Consider the following 17,570-nt stretch of genomic DNA (forward strand, 5'->3'; position numbering starts at 1 on the left):
ACACAATCAAAACCCGCATCCGAAGCGACAGTGACAACAAAACCTCGCCATCCAACCCACGCGACTGATGCAAAACAGCCGCGCGGCGGAAAAGGGGAATCGGCTTTTTGCCTTCCTCTTGATCGCTCATTGAAAATCCATCCCTGTTGTGATAGAGGTGGCGTCAGAGGATGCACCCTCTGACGCCTTGAGGGCGGGTCGGCCCGCTTTGGTGGGCCGACTGATTAGCGGCGACCGCGATTGGCCAAGTCTTTGCCAAACGTGTAACCTGCGGTAAAACCACCGCCAAATACAGCGGAAAGACCGAGCCCAATGGCCCACGCTACCGGCAAAGCCGCACCCGACACCTGCTCGATCGCATCATCGTTCATTTCAACGCAAAGCGCCTGATCTTCTTTGTATTTATCATACATATTTCAGTTCCTTTCTTTTGCCAATGTGGCACATGATTTCACCGCTGCTGATGTTCGATCTGAGACCGATCCCGCTTTGATTTATCTGCCAGGTCAGATCCAAAGATGTATCCCTGCCAAAACCAAAATGCGAAAACCAGAGTCAATCCTGCGGTGATAAAGGCTGACGTCGAGGTCATCTCAAATCTCCTCTTTAAGATTAGCGATTGGCGAACCAACTGGCCAGGGCCCCCGCGCCAAACCCGGCAGCACCAGTCCCGATGATAGCTCCGGCCACCTTCACGCCAAGCGGGATCGCAACCCAGGCAATACCGCCCGACACTTCTTCCACGTCACCAGCACCCAGTTCGACGATAGCGTTCTCGTTCAGGTCTTCGACCAGTTTCAGCTCAGTTTTTTCAGCAAACATGATATCCTCCTTTGTTGCTGTGATTTGCCCGGAATGGGCGGTTTTGCCCGAATGGGCATTCAGCGTGCGCGGAGCGCAGCCCAAGCTGCACGCAGAATTTGATATGGGATTATGGGCACGATAAAGCGCACACCACCGGAAACATCTTCGACCTGCCGGTCATTCAGCGCAACGACAGAACTTTCGTCCATGTGATGCGCCAGCATTTCTTTCCGCTGCATGCTGCACCCCTCAGCGCTTGAGTTTACCGGCCAGCCAGGCAGCAAGGCGAACCACAATCGGGTTCGGCACGACAGGGCGGATAATGCACCCACCCGAAACCTGATCCAGTTCCTTCTCGTTCAGTTCTTTCATATCAGTATTCATCACAGTCCTCCTATGGATGATTTTGGTTACGCCGAAAATCTTTCGACATCTTCATCAAACCACAACATCGCACATCTGAAAATCAGGACAGATAGCTTAAAAGATAGAACACAGGGGCTAAACACACGCGGTTTTTCGCCGATCACACATCCAAAAGGCATGCGCCTCGATTCGAATCATCGCAAGGCTAAACATAACCCCCGCTTTTTCGACCCACACAAATGCGGGGGCCACATCCCGCCCCATCTGATGGGCGGTTATTCACACAGGCGATTTCGGAACAGGCTTTCACCGTTACCATCAGATCGCGCCCGGAACCGGAGGAGACCGAAGCCATGACCGCCGATCATATGCAGGACATCAAAACCAGAATTATCGTCACCAATGCCAATCCGGCCTATCAGGACGATATGCGCCACATTATCCGGCAGCTTAACCCCGGCGCGGATATCGTCATCATGACGGCGCCGCCCTCACCCGAATCACCACAGACGACAACGCCGGACAATCCGCTGCAAAGACTGTCGGTGCGGCAGAAAACCGTGCTGAAACTGATCGTAGAAGGGCGCACGAACAAGGATATTGCGCGCGACCTGGCCATTTCGCCGTCCACCGTGCGCGTTCATGTTTCCGCCGTGCTGCGCGTGCTGGGGGTCAGTTCGCGCACGGCGGCTGCGGTGATGGCCGCGGGTGCGATGACCACCGCTGCCGCGCGAATCGCTGCGGAATAGGCGGAAATTCGGTGCGTTTGGTCGATGTTTAGCACATCCGACCGAATTGCCGCGCCGGCCCTGCCCACCGATCATCAAGGCTGCGCACATCCGCGCTGACAAAAGAAAGGCTGACACAATGACGAAAGAAACCAATGACATCCGCGCGCTCTCGCCACAGGAATGCGATCAGGTCGGCGGCGCGCTGCGCGGCTCTGGCTGGGCCACGACCCTGGCCGTCGGCGAAGAGGACGGCGGCTGGCGCGGCCCGATCATGACCACCATGGCCATCGGCGAAGAGGATTCGGGCCGCCAGACCCACATCAAACTGCCGCTGGATGCGGCGTTTCACAGCCGCGCCTGATCTGGCGCACAGAGCGGGGCACCTTGGCGGGTGCCCCGGCCATAATCTGAAAGGGGGGTCAGATGATCTTGATGACAGGCGGACAGGGCGACCCCAACATGGCGGTTCTGGTCAACCGGCTGCACCAGCGCGGGATTGATTATCACGATCTGCTGCTGGGGCCGGACAGCAATTTTCATATTAATATCGACATTCAGGAAAACAGTTTTTCGATAGATGGCAATGCCATTTCCCCAACCGGATTTTTCGGTCGCCATGATGTATTTCTATATCAAACTGCTGACCCCGAACTTGCCCAGACAGCGGCCCTGAACTGGTATCAGGCGATTCGCGGCTGGGTCAGCGCACAGCCCTCCATCCGTATTTTCAACCGGCATACGCATTTGCGGGAAAACAACAAAATTGAAAACCTTCTGCTTGCGCAGCAGATCGGCCTGCCGGTTCCGCAAACGCGCGTTATGACCGATTTTTCCGGCCTTTCCGCATATGATACCCTGATTCAAAAGCCCGTCGCAGGCGGAGAATATACGGCCCTGATCGCAGACCTGCCGCAGGGGGCGCATTATCCGCGCTTTGTTCAGCGGCGGCTGAACCGGCCTGAACTGCGGGTCTATCGGATCGGTGATGCGGTCATGGGGTTCTGGCTGAATTCGCCCGATCTTGATTACCGGCGCGCCCAGACGGCGGAACTGACCGTCGCCGAAGTGCCCTGCGATCTGGCGGATGGTCTGGTCGCGCTATGTGACCGGCTGGAACTGGACTTCGCCGCAGCCGATTTCATGGCCGACGACGCGGGCGAACTGCTGTTTCTAGAGGTAAACAGCCAGCCGATGTTTGCCGCCTTCGACCGTGTGGCCCAAGGGCTGTTGTGCGACGCGATCATCGACCATTTACAGGCGGGCTGAACGGCACAACCCATGCCACCCGGCTGGCGGCATGGGAAACGCCGCACCCGTCAGGCAACGCCGGTTTCGTCCAGATCCTCCCCCACCGCGCAGGCCAGATCGCGCATGAAGATCTGCTTGGAAGTGGAATAGCAGGCCACGAAATCTTCGGGCTTCAGTTCATCCATCCGGCCCCGCACGGCCAGCGTTTCGCCGCGCTGGCACAAGGCGCCGAATTCGGAAAAGCCCAGATTCCATGCGCTGCCCTTGAGAAAGTGCATATCGCGCGCCATCCGGGCCGGATCGCTGGCGTCAAGGCGCATGACGATTTCTTCCACCTCGTCCATGAACAGTTCCAGAACCGGGCCGAATTCATCAGGCCCCACTTCGCTGCGCAGTTCGATTACGCGATTCCAGTCAATCATCCTTGCCCATCCCGAGAATCTCTTTCCGGCACGATAGCACCCATCGCTTACGAAAACCTTAAACCATGAGAATTTGTCCTATTTACCTGATCTTTACGCCCGCCGGGTTACGTTCGGCCCATGAAAAACACGAATCGTTCCTTTGACATACCGGCAGATTGCGCCCCGGTGCGGGCGTGCCGGCAGGTTTTGCTGGTAGATGACAGCCGCGCCCAGCGACGCACGCTGGCGATCCAGTTGCGCCGCGCCGGTTACGAGGTGGTCGAGGCCGCATCCGCGTCCGAGGCGTTGGCCATCTGTCAGGCGCGTCAACCCGACATGATCCTGTCGGATTGGGTGATGCCGGGCATGTCGGGGCCGGAATTCTGTCAGGCATTCCGGGCAATGAAGCGTGAAGGTTACGGCTATTTCATCCTGCTGACCTCGAAAACGGACAAGGCCGACATCGCCTATGGGCTGGCCGCAGGGGCCGACGATTTCATGACCAAGCCGGTTGCGGGGGCCGAATTGCTGGCCCGTCTGGCCGCTGCCGAACGCATCCTGCGATTCGAGGAACAGTTGCGCGCCACAAACGCGCAACTACTAAGCGCGTGGGAAAAGCTGAACGCCGCGCAAGAGGCGATGGACCGCGACCTGATCGAGGCGCGCAAGCTGCAACAGGGGCTGGTGCGCGAACGCAGCGGCCGGTTCGGTGCCTTTGACATTTCCCTGATGCTGCGTCCTGCCGGCCATATCGGCGGCGATCTGGTGGGTTTCTTTCCCATCGACGCGGATCGGGCGGGCATCTTTGCCATCGACGTGTCGGGGCATGGCGTCACGGCGGCTTTGCTGACGGCGCGGCTGGCGGCGCATCTGTCGGGGTCGGCGGAACAGAATCTGGCGCTGCGCCATACGCCCGGTGGAGTCGATGCCGTTCCGCCCAAGCGGCTGGCCCGCATCTTTAACGCCATGATGCTGGATGAAATGCAGACCGACACCTATTTCACCATGGTCTATGCCGAACTGAACCACCGCACCGGCAGCGTGAATCTGGTGCAGGCCGGGCATCCGCATCCGGTGCTGCAACGCAGCACGGGCGAGGTGGTGCCGCTGGGTAATGGCGGCATGCCGATCGGGCTGTTTGCCAAGCCTCAATTCGACGAAATCTCGGTGCAGCTTGGGCATGGCGACCGGCTGCTGATTACCTCGGACGGCATCACCGAGGCTGAAAACCCCGATGGCCGCCTGCTGGGCGAGGAAGGGATGTCGATGATCCTGCGCACCAACCAGATGCTGCGCGGCCATAACCTGCTGGAATCCATGTCATGGTCGATTGCCGAATATACCAAGGGCAAATACGGCGACGATATGTCGGCGGTGCTGATCGAATGCGGCGCGACGCCATAACCCGCCGGGGGTGCGCAAACGGCTGGGCATCCGGGGGCGGCGATACGGAATAATGGCGGGCATTCATCGCCATATACGGGCCGGACTGGCGGGCGCGGCGGCATTCATCTGACAGCCTGCCCTGCGCCTGCCGGTATCACTGACAGCAGAACCGGGGGGTATCAAACGCGCCCCCTATGCCCGACCGGTCGGCACAGCAACATGGCCCGTCTGACCTCCGCCTGCCCCCCGCGCTTGCCGGCCAGACCATTCCTCGGGTCCAGCCGAACAGGCTACGGTTTACCGGCCCCGCACCGCCCGAGCGCCAGACGGGCTTGCGCCCGCCCGGCGGCAGGTGGCCGCGCTCAGCCCGCGCGGGGCGCGATCACGATCCGGTTGCCCCATGGATCAGACGTTTCGCGGCGGTCGATCCGGGCGATGCTGTCGGCATCGGCGCTCAGCACCAGTTCGGCCAGACCGGCGGTATCGGCACCGCGCGGGCCTGCGCCACGGCTGTTCCAGATATTCGTCGCCAGATGGTGATGATAGCCTCCGGTCGCATAGAAACTGGCCCCGTTGACCCGCGACGTCAGGTCAAAGCCAAGTTCCCCGGCATAGAACGCCTCGGCCTGCGGGATGTCGCCGACTTGCAGGTGGACATGGCCGATCACCGTGCCATCCGGCGCGGCGGTCCAATCGCCCGGCGCACGCATCAGGCCGGGCACGTCCAGCGCAACCGTATCCATCTGCACCCGCACCCCGTCGGTTTTCCACGCGGACCGGGGGCGGTCGGCATAGATCTCGATGCCGTTGCCTTCGGGGTCGCGCAGATACACCGCCTCGCTGACCAGATGATCGGATGCACCGTCCAGCCGCAGGTCCAGCGCCATCGCATGGCGCAGCCAGCGGCCCAGATCGTCGCGATGCGGCAGCAGAAAGGCGTTGTGGAACAGCCCCGCCCCACGCGGCTGCGGGCGCGCATGGGGATCGCGGCGCAGCTCCAGCAGGCGGGTGTCGCCCTGCCCCAGCGTCAGGCTTTCGCCGTCCGAGGCCAGGTCGTTCAGCCCCAGCACGCGGCGATAGAAATCGCCGCTGCGGGTCAGATCACGGACGGTCAGTGCCACATGGCTGATCGAAACGGGGGCATCACTGGTTGCCATCTCTTGTTCTCCTTTCAATGTCAGTTGCGGGTCAGCGCCATCGCGCCGCCACCCAGCATCGCCTGCACCAGCAGGGTCACGGCCCAGAATGCCGGGTATTCCCAGCCGCCGCCCGGATTGTTGAACCAGAAGCCGTTGCCGCCATGGCCCAGAACAGCCGCCCCCAGCAGCACCGGGATCAGCATCAGCGCGACAAGGCTGGTCTGGAACCCGGCGATCAGCGCCAGCCCGCCCAGTGTCTCGGCGGCGATGGTCAGATAGGCCACCGCCCCCGGCAACCCGAGCGAGGCGAAATAGCCCGCCGTTCCCGAAGGGGTGAACACAAAGATCTTCAGCCCGGCATGGGCCAGAAACAGCGCCCCCAGCGTGACGCGCAAGATCAGCGCCGCATGGGCGGTGGCATTGGCGCCGCCAAAGCCGAAAGAGGACAGCAGATTCGTCATCGGTCATATTCCTGCAAGCAAGGCGCCCAAAGCGGCGCGATCTGTGATGCCCCGCAGATAGGTCTGTTCTTTATGCCGGTTAATGGGCAATATTTGCGCCATACTGTCGCAAAAATGGGGATAATATGGATTTCATCGACGGGATGCGCACCTTTGTGGCGGTGGCGGATGCCGGTTCGTTCACGGCGGCGGGGCAGAGGCTGGGTATCTCGAACAAGCTGGCGGGCAAGCATGTTTCGGCGCTGGAAACCCGGCTGGGCCATGCTCTGCTGTATCGCAGCACGCGGGCCTTGTCGCTGACGGCGGCGGGTGAACGCTGGCTGCCCCATGCGCGCGAGGTGCTGGCCGCCGTCGAGGCCGCCGCCACCGCGCTGGATGGCGATGGCGCGTTGTCGGGGCGGCTGCGCATCGCCTGCGGCACCACCATGGGCGAGCTGATCGTGGCCGATGTCGTGCGCGATTTCACGGCCCGGCATCCGGCGGTGCAGGTTGATCTGGTGCTTGGCGACAGCCCCGCCGATCTGACGGCGGGGGGCTTTGATCTGGCGGTGCGGCTGGGGGTGCCGCGCGATTCCAGCCTGCGGATGCGGCGGCTGTGCGCCACCCGCATCCGAATCGCCGCCAGCCCTGCTTATCTGGCCCGCGCGGGCACCCCGCGCCAGCCCGCCGATCTGGCGGCGCATCAGGCGATCATCGACCTGAACGAGGAAACGCCGGGCCGCTGGCCGTTTCGCGTGAACGGACAGGACATCACCGTCAGCCCGCAGACGAATATCGCCGTCAACAGCGCCTCGGTCACGATTCGCGCCGCCGTGCAGGGGCAGGGGCTGGTGCGTGCGCCCGACATTTTCCTGGCCCCGCATCTGGCCAGCGGCGCGCTGATCGCGGTGCTGGATCAGGCAGCAGTGATCGAACGGCAGGTCTATCTGCTGAGCCATGCCACCAGCTTTCGCCAGCCCCGGATCGCCGCTTTTGCCGATTTGTTGCGCCACCGCTTTGCCGCGATGGCCGGGAATCACCCCGCTGTTAGTTGACAAATTTGATCTGAATTCTTAACAGCCCCCTGATTGCGCAAGCCTTCGCCAGCGCACACGCCTGATTCTGACACTGCGGATTTCATCCGGGGATCGTGTCGCCGCGCGGATGGCCTGACCCTTCGCCCCGACAGATCGCCCGCCCCGCGCCTGCCGCCGAAAGAGATTGTAATGACACCGACCCGCACCGCCGTTCCTGCCCTTGCCCTGCTGATCCTTGCTGCCGCCGCCCCCGCGCAGGCGCAGGTCGCGATCGACAGCGGCCTGCCGCATGACCTGTCACCCATGGGCATGTATCGGCAAGCGGACATCGTGGTGAAAGGGGTGATGATCCTGCTGCTGGCGGCTTCGGTCGTGACATGGACGGTGCTGGTGGTCAAAGCGGCCGAGATGTTCGGCGCCAACCGCCGCGCCAGCGCCAGCCTGCGCCGCATCACCGCCGCACCCAGTCTGGATGCCGCCGTCAGCGCCGCGCAGGGCAAAAGCGATCCGGCCAGCCATATGCTGCGGCTGGCGCAATATGAACGCAACATCGCGGCGGGCGCTGCCACCGGCGGGCTGAAGGATCGTGTGGCCTCGCAACTGGATGGCGTCGTCGGGCGCGCGGGCCGCGCCGCCGGGATCGGCACCGGGGTTCTGGCCACCATCGGTTCGACCGCCCCCTTTGTCGGGCTGTTCGGCACCGTCTGGGGCATCATGAACAGCTTTATCGGCATCGCCGAGGCGCACACCACGAACCTTGCCGTCGTCGCCCCCGGCATCGCCGAGGCACTGCTGGCGACCGCGCTCGGCCTGGTGGCGGCGATCCCGGCGGTCATCATCTATAACCTGTTCGCACGCACCATCACCGGCTATCGCCTGCGGCTGAACGATGCCGCGCAGGCGGTGATCCGGCTGGTCAGCCGCGATATCGACCGGCGGGGGGTGTAATCATGGCGGGCGGTCTGCACTCTGACGAGCTGGACGAAAGCCACGATATCAACGTCACGCCCTTTATCGACGTGATGCTGGTGCTGCTGATTATCTTTATGGTCGCCGCGCCTTTGGCCACGGTGGATGTGAATGTCGATCTGCCGGTATCGGGCGGGGCGGCCTCGTCTCGGCCCGATCAGCCGGTCTGGCTGACCGTTGGCCCGGATCTGGCGATGAGCCTTGGCAATGATCCGGTGGGCGAGGGTGCCCTGCCCGCCGCGCTGGAAACCGCCACCAGCGGCGACCGCGAGGCGCGGATCTTTCTGCGCGCCGACCGCAGCATCGCCTATGGCGAGGTGATGGAGGTCATGAACCGCGTGCGCGACGCGGGCTGGACCCGGATTGCGCTGGTCGGGCTGGATCAGGGGGCCGCACCATGAGCGCGGCGCGCTTTCTGCAAGACACCGCCCGCTGGGCGCTGGCCGCCGGGGCGGTGATCGCCGCGCATGGTGGCGTGGCTTGGTGGGCGATGGCGCAGGAACGTCAGGTCGCCAGCATGTCGGCGCCGGTCTTTGTCGAACTGCTGGACATGGCCCCCCCCCCCGGCCTGCCGGGCGAAGCTGCCCCGGCACAGGCCGAGATGCCGGAAACCGAAACCGCCGAGGCTGATCCAGAACCGGAACCCGAGCCGGAACCCGAACCCGAACCGGAACCCGAATTCGCGGAACAGCCGCCCATTCCGCTGCCGCCCATGCCCGAGATGCTGACTCCGCTGCCCGATGCGGCGCTGTTGCCGCCTCCGCCGCCGGAAAATGCGCTGGCCAGTTCCGAGCGCCCCGAACGCCGGCCCGAACGCCGCACCCCGCCGCGTGAAACCGTGCAGCGGGAACGCCCCCGGCAGCAACAAACCCAGCAACCCACACGCACACAGTCGCAGCCCCGGCAGGCGCAGTCTTCGCGCGGAGGGGGCGGCGGTGGTCGCGGGGCGCAGCCCTCGGCCAGCCCGCAGCAGATGGACCAGTGGAAAGCGCGCGTCGGCGCACAGATCACCCGCCACATGTCGCGCGCCCGCGGGCGTGGCGGCTCGGGGCAGGTGCAGGTCGCCGTGACCATTTCCCCCAACGGCTCGGCCAGCGGGCGGCTGGTCAGTTCGACCGGCGATGCCCGCACCGATCAGGCGCTCAGCCGGCAGGCCGCGCGCCTGCCGCGCATGTCGCCGCCCCCCAGCGGGCGCAGCGAAAGTTTCATCCAGCCGATCAGAATCAGGTGATCTCTGGCACCCTGATTTCCGACTTTTTCGCACGGAAATCTGGCCATTCCCCGGCAAAAGGTCTAAACACGCCGGGGCGTGACGCCAGTCGGACAACCTCACGCCCCATATCGCGAAAGGATCTTATCGTGCGACATCTCATGCTGTCCGCCGTTGCGGCGATCGCCTTGGCCGCGCCCGCTCTGGCCGAAGACGTCACCATCGCCACCGCACAGGGCGATGTCACCCTGCCCGCCAATCCGGCAACCGTCGCCGTTTACGACATTGCCGCGCTGGATTCGCTGACCGCGCTTGGCGTGCAGGTGCAGGGCGTGCCCGACAACCTGTATCTGCCCGCGCTGAAAGAGACGGTGACGGCGGAACCTGTCGGCACGCTGTTCGAACCCGATCTGGAAAAGCTGGCGGCGCTGAACCCCGACCTGATTATCGTCGCGGGCCGTTCGGCCACGCAGAAACAGGCGGTCGAGCGGGTCGCAACCGCCATCGACATGACGCTGGGCACCGATGTGCTGGCTGCGGCGAAAGATCGCATCACCGCCTATGGCACCCTGTTCAGCCGTCAGGATCGCGCCGCCGAACTGAACACCGAGCTGGACGGCAAGATCGCCGCCCTGCATGCCGCCGCCGAAGGCAAGGGCACCGCGCTGGTCATCATGACCAACGGTCCCAAGATGGCGGCCTATGGCGAAGGCTCGCGCTTTGGCTGGCTGCACAGCGTCACCGGGATGCCGCAGGCGATCACCAGCCTTGACCCCACCGCCAATCACGGCAGCGCGCTGTCGCCGGAACTGATCGCCGATGCGAACCCCGACTGGCTGTTCGTGCTGGATCGCGGTGCCGCCATCGGGGAAACCGGCCAGTCGGCGCAGGCCACGCTGGACACGCCGCTGATTCAGGGCACCACGGCATGGTCCAACGGGCAAGTGGTCTATCTGCCCTCGTCTGAAATCTATGTCGCGGCCGGCGGCTATCACGCGCTGAACACCGTCATCGACACCCTGACCGAGGCGCTGACCAAGTGAGCCGTGGCGCGCGTCTTGTTCTGGCGGTTCTGGCCGCCCTTGCACTGCTCAGCCTGTGGACAGGCGCGGCCAGTGTTGACGTGACGCGCGCATGGCAAGACCCCGGTGCCGCGATGATCCTGATGGAATCGCGGCTGCCGCGCACTTTGGCGGTGATGCTGACCGGCGCGGCGCTGGCCGTGGCGGGGGTGCTGATTCAGGCGCTGGTGCGCAACCGCTTTGTCGGTCCCGACACCGTGGGCACCAGCGAAAGCGCGGCTCTGGGGCTGCTGCTGGTCACGCTATGGGCGCCCGGCGCACCGATCTGGGCCAAGATCGCCGTCGCCGCCATCACCGCCATGGCCGGGACAGCACTGTTCATGGCGGTGATCCGCCGCCTGCCCGTGCGCGAGGTGATGCTGGTTCCCATCGCCGGGCTGGTGCTGTCGGGCGTTATCGGCGCGGTCGTCACCTTTATCGCCTGGCAGGCCGATCTGATGCAATATATCGGCACCTGGCTGATGACGGGCGAGTTTTCGGGCATCGTCGCCGGGCGCTATGAATTTCTGTGGATCGCGGGCGGGGCCGCCGCACTGGCCTTTTTCGCCGCCGACCGCTTTGCCATCCTGTCACTGGGCGATCAGGTCGCCACCGGGCTGGGGCTACGTCGCGCCGGCGTGATGCGGCTGGGGCTGGTGGTGATCGGTATCGTGTCCGCGATGGTCGTCACCACGGTCGGCATGATCCCCTTTGTCGGGCTGGTGGTGCCCAATATCGTGGCACGCCTGATGGGCGACAACCTGCGCCAGACGCTGCCGGTCGTCGCGCTTGGCGGAGCGGCGCTGCTGATGGCCTGCGATATTCTGGCCCGCACACTGGTTCACCCGTTTGAAATTCCGGTGGGCACCGTCATGGGCTTTGCCGGGGCCGGGATTTTCTTGTGGCTTCTCTATCGCAGGCCCGCGCATGGCTGACGTAATGAACACATCCACCCCGGTTTCCGCCCCCGCATTGTCGCGCCCGGACCTGCTGATCGGCGGGCTGGCACTGTTGCTGGCCGGGCTAAGCTGGCTGTGGATGTTTCAGGGCATCGGCGGCGGCAACCGCGCCTTCATCCTGGAACTGCGCGCGGTCAAGCTGGCGGCGCTGATAACCGTGGGCGCGGCGGTCGCTGTTTCGACCATGCTGTTCCAGACCGTCGCAGCCAACCGGGTGCTGACCCCTTCGATCATGGGCTTTGACGCGCTGTATGTGCTGTTACAGACGGCGCTGGTTGCCGGGCTGGGTGCCTCGGCGGTGGCGGCGCTGCCGCTGGCGGGCAAGTTCATCGGCGAAATCGCATTGATGAGCGTGCTGGCCGCGCTGCTGTTTGGCACGCTGCTGGGTCAGGGCAGCCGCGATATTCCCCGCACCATCCTGACCGGCATCATTCTGGGGGTGATGTTTCGTTCGGCCAGCGGGCTGATCGCGCGCGTGATGGACCCCAACGAATATGCCGTGGTGCAGGCGGCCAGCTTTGCCAGCTTTGCCCGCGCCAATACCACGCTGCTGCCCTGGGCGGGGGCGATCTGCGCCACCGCCATCGTGATCGCGCTGCGCCTTGCGCCGCGTCTGGATGTGCTGGCCCTGGGGCATGATGCGTCAATCTCGTTGGGGTTGCGGCGGTCGCGCATGGTGATCGGCACGCTGTGTCTGGTGGCGGTGCTGGTGGCGGTTTCGACCGCGCTGGTCGGGCCGGTGGCCTTCTTTGGCCTGATCGTGTCAGGCGTGGCGCATGGGCTGGCGCGATGCCACCGCCACGCCGTTCTGCTGCCCGCCGCGGCGCTGATCGGGGCGGTGATCCTTGTCGGCGGGCAATTCCTGTTCGAGCGCCTGCTGGGCCAGCAGGCCACGCTGTCCGTCGTGGTCGAGTTCGGCGGCGGGCTGTTTTTCCTGTATCTGCTGTTGAAGGGGCGCATCCGATGATTCGGCTTGACCATCTCAGCCACCGGATCGCAGGCACGACGATCCTTGACGACATCACCGCCACCCTGCCCAAAGGCGGCGTGACGGCACTGATCGGGCCGAACGGCGCGGGCAAATCGACGCTGCTGCGCCTGATCGGGCGGCTGGAGCCGTTGCAGACCGGCAAGATCAGCATCGACGGGCTGGACGTGGCCAGCACCCCCACCGAAACGCTGGCCCGCACCGTCGCCATTCTGGGCCAGCAGACGCTGATCGCCAGCCGGTTACGGCTGCGCGAACTGGTCGGCTTTGGCCGCTGGCCGCATCATCAGGGCCGTCCCGGCCCCGCCGATCTGGCGGCGGTCGATGAGGCGCTGAACTGTTTCGGGCTGATGCCGCTGGCCGACCGCTTTCTGGACGAGCTGTCGGGCGGGCAGGCGCAGCGCGGCTTTCTGGCGATGACATTCGCGCAGGATACCGACTGGCTGCTGCTGGACGAGCCGCTGAACAATCTGGACATGCGCCACGCCCGCGCGCTGATGGGCGAACTGGCCGGTCTGGTCCGGCGCACCGGCAAAAGCGTCGTCGTCGTCGTCCACGAGGTGAACTATGCCGCCGCATGGGCCGATCATATCGTCGCGCTGAAAGATGGCCGCATCACGCTGCAAGGCACCCCCGACGAGGTGCTGACCGAAACCGCGCTTGCTGCGCTGTATGACACGCCGATCACCGTGGCGCGGCACAATGACCGCCCGCTGGTGCTGCATCACCACTGAAAGGATCACCGATGGACGCGCAGGCATTTTACCCGACTGAACATGCAGCGAAATATGTGCGGCAACTGGCCAGCCATTTCGCCCACAAGATCGAGGTGACGGACACCGAAGACGGTGCCTCTTTCGCGCTGAAAGCCGCGCAGGTCCGCCTGACCGCCCGCCCCGACGGGTTGCACGCGGCGATGACGGCCGAAAGCGCCGGCGATCTGATCGAGGCGCGCTTTGTCATCGACAAGCATCTGGTGAGTTTCGCCTTTCGCGAAAACTTCATCGGCATGAACTGGGTCTGATGCCTGCCCGACAGACCCGGCGCGCCCACAGGCAGCGCCGGGTCTGCGCTGCTCAGGTCAGATCACCCACAGGATGCCGCCGATGATAAGCCCCGAAATCAGCAGCACCACCACGCAATAGCCCATGATGTCGCGCGGCTTCAGCCCCGCGATACCCAGCATCGGCAGCGCCCAGAACGGTTGCAGCAGGTTTGTCCAGGCATCGCCCCAGGCTACACCCATCACCACTTTGGACATGTCGGCACCCAGTTCCTGCGCGGCGGGCAGCATGATCGGGGCCTGAACCGCCCATTGTCCGCCACCTGACGGGATAAAGATGTTGATGATCCCGGCTGAAATAAAGCTCCAGAACGGCAGGGTGCGGTCGGTGGAAATGGCGACGAACCATTCCGACATGGTGGCCGCCAGGCCGGTGCCGGTCATGATCGCCATGATCCCGGCATAGAACGGGAACTGGATCACGATCCCCGCCCCGCCCTTGACCGCATCATCCAGCGCCGCCAGCAGGCTGCGCGCGGTGCCATGCAGCACCAGCCCAAGGAACAGGAAACCAAAGTTCACCACGTTCAGGTTGATGCCGCCGCCGCTGGCCGCATACATCACCAGCCAGACCAGCCCCGGAATGCCGATGGCCCACATCAGCAGGCGCGAATGCTCCATCCTCTGGGCCGGGGTGGCATCGGCGGGCAGCGGCGGGATTGGCGTATCGTCGCCCAGTTTCGCCGGATCGACCAGCACGGTTTCGTCGCGCGGCGGCATCATCATCAGGTTGGCGATGGGGATGGCCACGACCAGCGCCGCACAGATCAGCAGGTTCCAGCCGGCAAAGATCGTCTCGCCCGTGGGGATGACGCCGATGATCCCGGCGGTGAAGTGGTCAGGCGTCGCCACCGTCAGCGGGATCGACCCCGACAGCCCGCCATGCCAGATCACAAAGCCCGAATAGGCGGATGCCACCAGCAGCCGGTAATCCACCCGCACCTGCCGCGCCAGCTCGCGCGCAAAGATCGCGCCGACGACCAGACCAAAGCCCCAGTTGATCCAGCTTGCCAGCAGCGACACCAGCGTAACCATGAGGATGGCCGCGCCCGCCGATCCGGCCCGCCCCGCCAGTGCCCGCAGCAGCCGCTTGACCGGCGGCGAGGACGCAAGGATATAGCCCGTCACCAGCACCAGCAGCATCTGCATGGAAAAGGACAGCAGCCCCCACATGCCATCGCCCCAGATGCGGATCAGCTCGTCCGGGCGGGTGCCCTGAATACCGATGGCGGCCAGCATCGCCACCAGCGTCAGCACGATCACAAAGATGAATGCGTCCGGCAACCACCGCTCCATCAGGCGGGTGGCGGGACGCGACAGGATACGCAGCATGATTTCCTCCCTTTTTTTGGTGATCGTGGGGCAAGCGCGGGGGCGCGGCAAGGCTTGACGGCCTCCATCAGAGTTTCTGATTGGATCGGTCAAAATATCATAATTCCAATGATGACGCAGGGCTGTTACCCTGTCCGGGTCATAATCACTCAAAGACCATATGCGGGGCCACCCCGCCGCCACCCAGGAGGAAGCAATGGACGGAAACGATCTGCCCGCAGGCAAGTGCCCTGTGCTGCACGGTGCCAATACCGAAAACAGGGAATCGGTCACGCGCTGGTGGCCGAAAACCCTGAAACTGGACATCCTTGCCCAGAACGACACCAAAACCAATCCGTTAAGCGGCTTTGATTACCGCGCCGCCGTCAAGACGCTGGATTACGAGGCCGTCAAGCGCGACGTGCTGGCGCTGATGACCGACAGTCAGGGCTGGTGGCCCGCCGATTATGGGCACTATGGCGGCAGCATGGTGCGCATGGCGTGGCACGCCGCCGGCAGCTATCGGCTGGAAGACGGGCGCGGCGGTGCGGGCACCGGCAACCAGCGGTTCGCGCCGCTGAACAGCTGGCCCGACAACAGCGGCACCGACAAGATGCGCCGCCTGCTGTGGCCGGTTAAGAAAAAATACGGCAACAAGCTGTCCTGGGCCGATCTGATGATCCTGGCCGGAACGCTGGCCTATGAATCCATGGGGCTGAAGACCTATGGCTTTGCCTTTGGCCGCGAAGACATCTGGGCACCCGAAATCGACACCTATTGGGGTGACGAAATGGAATGGCTGGCCCCCAGCGACGAACGCTATGGCAATGTCGATCAGCCCGAAACGCTGGAAAACCCGCTGGCTGCGGTGCAGATGGGGCTGATCTATGTGAACCCCGAAGGCGTAAACGGCGTCCCCGACCCGCAAAAGACCGCCGATCAGGTGCGCGAGACCTTCCGGCGCATGGCGATGGATGACGAAGAAACCGCCGCGCTGACCGCAGGCGGCCACACCGTCGGCAAGTGCCACGGCAACGGCAGCGCCGACCTGCTTGGCCCCGCGCCCGAGGCCGCGCCGATCCACGATCAGGGCCTTGGCTGGCTCAATCGCGGCAACAAGGGCATCGTCGTCGGCGGGCCGGAAGGGGCGTGGACGACCGATCCGATCACCTTCGACAACGGCTTCATGTCGATGCTGCTGGACCACGAATGGGAACTGACCACCTCGCCCGCCGGTGCGAAACAGTGGCAGCCGGTCAACATCGCCCCCGAAGACATGCCGCGCGATGCGCATGATCCTTCGGTCAAGCGGATGCCGATGATGACCGATGCCGACATGGCGATGAAGGTCGATCCGATCTATCGCGGCTATATGGAAAAATTCCGCGCCGATCCCGAATATTTCCGCGATACCTTTGCCCGCGCCTGGTTCAAGCTGACCCACCGCGACATGGGGCCGAAGAACCGCTATATCGGCCCCTGGGTGCCGGCCGAGGATCTGATCTGGCAAGACCCGATCCCCGCAGGCCCGGCCGGCTGGGACGTGGATGCCGTCAAGGCCCGGATTAAGGACAGCGGCCTGTCGCAATCCGACCTGATCGCGACGGCATGGGACAGCGCGCGCACCTATCGCGGTTCCGACATGCGGGGCGGGGCCAATGGCGCGCGCATCCGTCTGGCACCGCAAAAGGACTGGGCAGGCAATGAACCCGACCGTCTGGCCCGCGTGCTGTCAGTGCTGGAACCCATTGCCTCGGATGCGGGTGCCAGCATTGCCGATGTGATCGTGCTGGCGGGCAATATCGGTGTCGAACAGGGGCTGCGCGCCGCCGGGTTCGACATTCAGGTGCCCTTCCACCCCGGTCGCGGCGATGCCAGCGACGAACAGACCGACGCCGCGTCGTTCGAACCGCTGGAGCCGCTGGCCGATGGTTTCCGCAACTGGCAGAAACAGGACTATGCCGTCCAGCCCGAGGAAATGCTGCTGGATCGCAGCCAGTTGTTGCGGCTGACCGCCCCCGAAATGACCGTGCTGGTCGGCGGGATGCGGGTTCTGGGCACCAACCACGGCGGCACCCGGCATGGCGTGTTCACCGATCGCGTGGGCGCGTTGACGAATGATTTCTTCGTCAACCTGACCGACATGAACAACGCATGGGTGCCGGTGGATGGCGGGATCTATGAAATCCGCGACCGCGCTTCCGGGGCGGTGAAATGGACCGCGACGCGCGTCGATCTGGTGTTCGGATCGAATACGATCCTGCGCGCCTATGCAGAAATGTATGCGCAGGATGACAGCGCCGAACAGTTCGCCCGCGACTTTGTGGCGGCATGGGTCAAGGTGATGGAGGCCGACCGCTTCGACCTGCGCGCCTGAACCAGACGGCGCGGCGGGTCGCCCCTGCCGCGCCGCATATTGCGGTGACGCAAGGAACCTCGTTGACAGCCGGGCCT

At 64.1% G+C, this 17,570-nt stretch carries 23 protein-coding genes; 14 read left to right on the top strand and 9 right to left on the bottom strand.

Annotation, left to right across the window (positions count from 1 at the left end):
• Positions 1–224: 224 nt before the first annotated feature.
• The 4 genes from Q4G14_RS12200 to Q4G14_RS12215 form a co-directional block, all read right to left on the bottom strand.
• Complete coding sequence (locus Q4G14_RS12200) at positions 225–413, bottom strand: class IIb bacteriocin, lactobin A/cerein 7B family (RefSeq protein ID WP_303362029.1); 189 nt, start codon at positions 411–413, stop codon at positions 225–227.
• Positions 414–612: 199 nt separating this feature from the next.
• Positions 613–822, bottom strand: a complete 210-nt coding sequence (locus Q4G14_RS12205; RefSeq protein WP_303362030.1) for a hypothetical protein — start codon at positions 820–822, stop codon at positions 613–615.
• 59 nt (positions 823–881) lie between these two features.
• Entirely contained in the window at positions 882–1,043 is a 162-nt protein-coding gene (locus Q4G14_RS12210) for a hypothetical protein (protein WP_303362031.1), read from the bottom strand.
• A 10-nt stretch (positions 1,044–1,053) separates the two neighbouring features.
• A complete protein-coding gene (locus tag Q4G14_RS12215; RefSeq protein ID WP_303362032.1) occupies positions 1,054–1,188 on the bottom strand; it encodes a bacteriocin in 135 nt (44 codons plus the stop codon).
• A gap of 335 nt (positions 1,189–1,523) precedes the next feature.
• Here Q4G14_RS12215 and Q4G14_RS12220 point away from each other — a divergent pair, with 335 nt between their 5' ends.
• Positions 1,524–1,919 (top strand): LuxR C-terminal-related transcriptional regulator, encoded by a 396-nt coding sequence (locus tag Q4G14_RS12220; protein ID WP_303362033.1) that lies wholly within the window; start codon positions 1,524–1,526, stop codon positions 1,917–1,919.
• 118 nt (positions 1,920–2,037) lie between these two features.
• Positions 2,038–2,262 carry a hypothetical protein gene (locus Q4G14_RS12225; RefSeq protein WP_303362034.1) on the top strand — a complete coding sequence of 75 codons (225 nt, stop codon included), beginning with the start codon at positions 2,038–2,040 and terminating at the stop codon, positions 2,260–2,262.
• Here Q4G14_RS12225 and Q4G14_RS12230 read toward each other — a convergent pair.
• On the bottom strand, positions 2,247–2,519 hold the full coding sequence (locus Q4G14_RS12230; protein ID WP_303362035.1) for a hypothetical protein: 273 nt from the start codon (positions 2,517–2,519) through the stop codon (positions 2,247–2,249). The two genes, Q4G14_RS12225 and Q4G14_RS12230, sit on opposite strands and share 16 nt — an antisense overlap.
• Before the next feature lie 201 nt (positions 2,520–2,720).
• Here Q4G14_RS12230 and Q4G14_RS12235 point away from each other — a divergent pair, with 201 nt between their 5' ends.
• Positions 2,721–3,167, top strand: a complete 447-nt coding sequence (locus tag Q4G14_RS12235; RefSeq protein WP_303362036.1) for a hypothetical protein — start codon at positions 2,721–2,723, stop codon at positions 3,165–3,167.
• A 50-nt stretch (positions 3,168–3,217) separates the two neighbouring features.
• Here Q4G14_RS12235 and Q4G14_RS12240 read toward each other — a convergent pair whose 3' ends face one another.
• A complete protein-coding gene (locus tag Q4G14_RS12240) occupies positions 3,218–3,571 on the bottom strand; it encodes an Hpt domain-containing protein (protein WP_303362037.1) in 354 nt (117 codons plus the stop codon).
• Positions 3,572–3,691: 120 nt separating this feature from the next.
• Here Q4G14_RS12240 and Q4G14_RS12245 point away from each other — a divergent pair, with 120 nt between their 5' ends.
• Positions 3,692–4,957 carry a PP2C family protein-serine/threonine phosphatase gene (locus tag Q4G14_RS12245; RefSeq protein WP_303362038.1) on the top strand — a complete coding sequence of 422 codons (1,266 nt, stop codon included), beginning with the start codon at positions 3,692–3,694 and terminating at the stop codon, positions 4,955–4,957.
• Positions 4,958–5,301: 344 nt separating this feature from the next.
• On the opposite strand, the gene Q4G14_RS12250 is transcribed toward Q4G14_RS12245, so the two are convergent.
• The gene (locus tag Q4G14_RS12250) at positions 5,302–6,096 is read right to left on the bottom strand and encodes a VOC family protein (protein ID WP_303362039.1); all 795 of its coding nucleotides are present in this window, start codon (positions 6,094–6,096) and stop codon (positions 5,302–5,304) included.
• 20 nt (positions 6,097–6,116) lie between these two features.
• A complete protein-coding gene (locus Q4G14_RS12255; RefSeq protein WP_303362040.1) occupies positions 6,117–6,539 on the bottom strand; it encodes a DoxX family protein in 423 nt (140 codons plus the stop codon).
• A gap of 125 nt (positions 6,540–6,664) precedes the next feature.
• Here Q4G14_RS12255 and Q4G14_RS12260 point away from each other — a divergent pair, with 125 nt between their 5' ends.
• The 9 genes from Q4G14_RS12260 to Q4G14_RS12300 all read left to right on the top strand — a co-directional run bounded on the left by Q4G14_RS12260 (position 6,665) and on the right by Q4G14_RS12300 (position 13,766).
• Positions 6,665–7,573, top strand: coding sequence for a LysR family transcriptional regulator (locus tag Q4G14_RS12260; RefSeq protein WP_303362041.1), 909 nt, complete (start codon positions 6,665–6,667; stop codon positions 7,571–7,573).
• 171 nt (positions 7,574–7,744) lie between these two features.
• Positions 7,745–8,503 (top strand): tonB-system energizer ExbB, encoded by a 759-nt coding sequence (exbB, locus tag Q4G14_RS12265; RefSeq protein WP_303362042.1) that lies wholly within the window; start codon positions 7,745–7,747, stop codon positions 8,501–8,503.
• 2 nt (positions 8,504–8,505) lie between these two features.
• Complete coding sequence (gene exbD, locus Q4G14_RS12270; protein ID WP_303362043.1) at positions 8,506–8,925, top strand: TonB system transport protein ExbD; 420 nt, start codon at positions 8,506–8,508, stop codon at positions 8,923–8,925.
• Positions 8,922–9,755 (top strand): TonB C-terminal domain-containing protein, encoded by an 834-nt coding sequence (locus Q4G14_RS12275; protein ID WP_303362044.1) that lies wholly within the window; start codon positions 8,922–8,924, stop codon positions 9,753–9,755. Before exbD ends, Q4G14_RS12275 begins: the two co-directional genes overlap by 4 nt.
• 128 nt (positions 9,756–9,883) lie before the next feature.
• Positions 9,884–10,777: a siderophore ABC transporter substrate-binding protein gene (locus Q4G14_RS12280; RefSeq protein ID WP_303362045.1), complete on the top strand. Its 894-nt coding sequence runs from the start codon at positions 9,884–9,886 to the stop codon at positions 10,775–10,777.
• A complete protein-coding gene (locus Q4G14_RS12285) occupies positions 10,774–11,730 on the top strand; it encodes an ABC transporter permease (protein WP_303362046.1) in 957 nt (318 codons plus the stop codon). Before Q4G14_RS12280 ends, Q4G14_RS12285 begins: the two co-directional genes overlap by 4 nt.
• 103 nt (positions 11,731–11,833) lie before the next feature.
• Positions 11,834–12,721 carry an iron chelate uptake ABC transporter family permease subunit gene (locus Q4G14_RS12290; RefSeq protein WP_303362080.1) on the top strand — a complete coding sequence of 296 codons (888 nt, stop codon included), beginning with the start codon at positions 11,834–11,836 and terminating at the stop codon, positions 12,719–12,721.
• Positions 12,718–13,476 carry an ABC transporter ATP-binding protein gene (locus tag Q4G14_RS12295; protein ID WP_303362047.1) on the top strand — a complete coding sequence of 253 codons (759 nt, stop codon included), beginning with the start codon at positions 12,718–12,720 and terminating at the stop codon, positions 13,474–13,476. Before Q4G14_RS12290 ends, Q4G14_RS12295 begins: the two co-directional genes overlap by 4 nt.
• An 11-nt stretch (positions 13,477–13,487) precedes the next feature.
• Entirely contained in the window at positions 13,488–13,766 is a 279-nt protein-coding gene (locus tag Q4G14_RS12300; RefSeq protein WP_303362048.1) for a DUF2218 domain-containing protein, read from the top strand.
• Positions 13,767–13,823: 57 nt separating this feature from the next.
• Here Q4G14_RS12300 and Q4G14_RS12305 read toward each other — a convergent pair whose 3' ends face one another.
• Positions 13,824–15,137 carry a short-chain fatty acid transporter gene (locus Q4G14_RS12305; protein ID WP_303362049.1) on the bottom strand — a complete coding sequence of 438 codons (1,314 nt, stop codon included), beginning with the start codon at positions 15,135–15,137 and terminating at the stop codon, positions 13,824–13,826.
• A gap of 196 nt (positions 15,138–15,333) precedes the next feature.
• Between Q4G14_RS12305 and katG the strand changes: the two genes are divergently transcribed.
• The gene (gene katG, locus Q4G14_RS12310; protein WP_303362050.1) at positions 15,334–17,493 is read left to right on the top strand and encodes a catalase/peroxidase HPI; all 2,160 of its coding nucleotides are present in this window, start codon (positions 15,334–15,336) and stop codon (positions 17,491–17,493) included.
• Positions 17,494–17,570 lie beyond the last annotated feature (77 nt).

It is taken from the genome of Paracoccus sp. (in: a-proteobacteria), from assembly GCF_030538755.1.
Taxonomy (GTDB): Bacteria; Pseudomonadota; Alphaproteobacteria; order Rhodobacterales; family Rhodobacteraceae; genus Paracoccus.

What these genes read in the sequence shown, in the direction of transcription:
- Q4G14_RS12200 (WP_303362029.1), bottom strand. Translation starts at nt 413, where the DNA reads ATGTATGATAAATACAAAGAAGATCAGGCGCTTTGCGTTGAAATGAAC.
- Q4G14_RS12205 (WP_303362030.1), bottom strand. Translation starts at nt 822, where the DNA reads ATGTTTGCTGAAAAAACTGAGCTGAAACTGGTCGAAGACCTGAACGAG.
- Q4G14_RS12210 (WP_303362031.1), bottom strand. Translation starts at nt 1,043, where the DNA reads ATGCAGCGGAAAGAAATGCTGGCGCATCACATGGACGAAAGTTCTGTC.
- Q4G14_RS12215 (WP_303362032.1), bottom strand. Translation starts at nt 1,188, where the DNA reads ATGAATACTGATATGAAAGAACTGAACGAGAAGGAACTGGATCAGGTT.
- Q4G14_RS12220 (WP_303362033.1), top strand. Translation starts at nt 1,524, where the DNA reads ATGACCGCCGATCATATGCAGGACATCAAAACCAGAATTATCGTCACC.
- Q4G14_RS12225 (WP_303362034.1), top strand. Translation starts at nt 2,038, where the DNA reads ATGACGAAAGAAACCAATGACATCCGCGCGCTCTCGCCACAGGAATGC.
- Q4G14_RS12230 (WP_303362035.1), bottom strand. Translation starts at nt 2,519, where the DNA reads ATGGCGACCGAAAAATCCGGTTGGGGAAATGGCATTGCCATCTATCGA.
- Q4G14_RS12235 (WP_303362036.1), top strand. Translation starts at nt 2,721, where the DNA reads ATGACCGATTTTTCCGGCCTTTCCGCATATGATACCCTGATTCAAAAG.
- Q4G14_RS12240 (WP_303362037.1), bottom strand. Translation starts at nt 3,571, where the DNA reads ATGATTGACTGGAATCGCGTAATCGAACTGCGCAGCGAAGTGGGGCCT.
- Q4G14_RS12245 (WP_303362038.1), top strand. Translation starts at nt 3,692, where the DNA reads ATGAAAAACACGAATCGTTCCTTTGACATACCGGCAGATTGCGCCCCG.
- Q4G14_RS12250 (WP_303362039.1), bottom strand. Translation starts at nt 6,096, where the DNA reads ATGGCAACCAGTGATGCCCCCGTTTCGATCAGCCATGTGGCACTGACC.
- Q4G14_RS12255 (WP_303362040.1), bottom strand. Translation starts at nt 6,539, where the DNA reads ATGACGAATCTGCTGTCCTCTTTCGGCTTTGGCGGCGCCAATGCCACC.
- Q4G14_RS12260 (WP_303362041.1), top strand. Translation starts at nt 6,665, where the DNA reads ATGGATTTCATCGACGGGATGCGCACCTTTGTGGCGGTGGCGGATGCC.
- exbB (WP_303362042.1), top strand. Translation starts at nt 7,745, where the DNA reads ATGACACCGACCCGCACCGCCGTTCCTGCCCTTGCCCTGCTGATCCTT.
- exbD (WP_303362043.1), top strand. Translation starts at nt 8,506, where the DNA reads ATGGCGGGCGGTCTGCACTCTGACGAGCTGGACGAAAGCCACGATATC.
- Q4G14_RS12275 (WP_303362044.1), top strand. Translation starts at nt 8,922, where the DNA reads ATGAGCGCGGCGCGCTTTCTGCAAGACACCGCCCGCTGGGCGCTGGCC.
- Q4G14_RS12290 (WP_303362080.1), top strand. Translation starts at nt 11,834, where the DNA reads ATGTTTCAGGGCATCGGCGGCGGCAACCGCGCCTTCATCCTGGAACTG.
- Q4G14_RS12295 (WP_303362047.1), top strand. Translation starts at nt 12,718, where the DNA reads ATGATTCGGCTTGACCATCTCAGCCACCGGATCGCAGGCACGACGATC.
- Q4G14_RS12300 (WP_303362048.1), top strand. Translation starts at nt 13,488, where the DNA reads ATGGACGCGCAGGCATTTTACCCGACTGAACATGCAGCGAAATATGTG.
- Q4G14_RS12305 (WP_303362049.1), bottom strand. Translation starts at nt 15,137, where the DNA reads ATGCTGCGTATCCTGTCGCGTCCCGCCACCCGCCTGATGGAGCGGTGG.
- katG (WP_303362050.1), top strand. Translation starts at nt 15,334, where the DNA reads ATGGACGGAAACGATCTGCCCGCAGGCAAGTGCCCTGTGCTGCACGGT.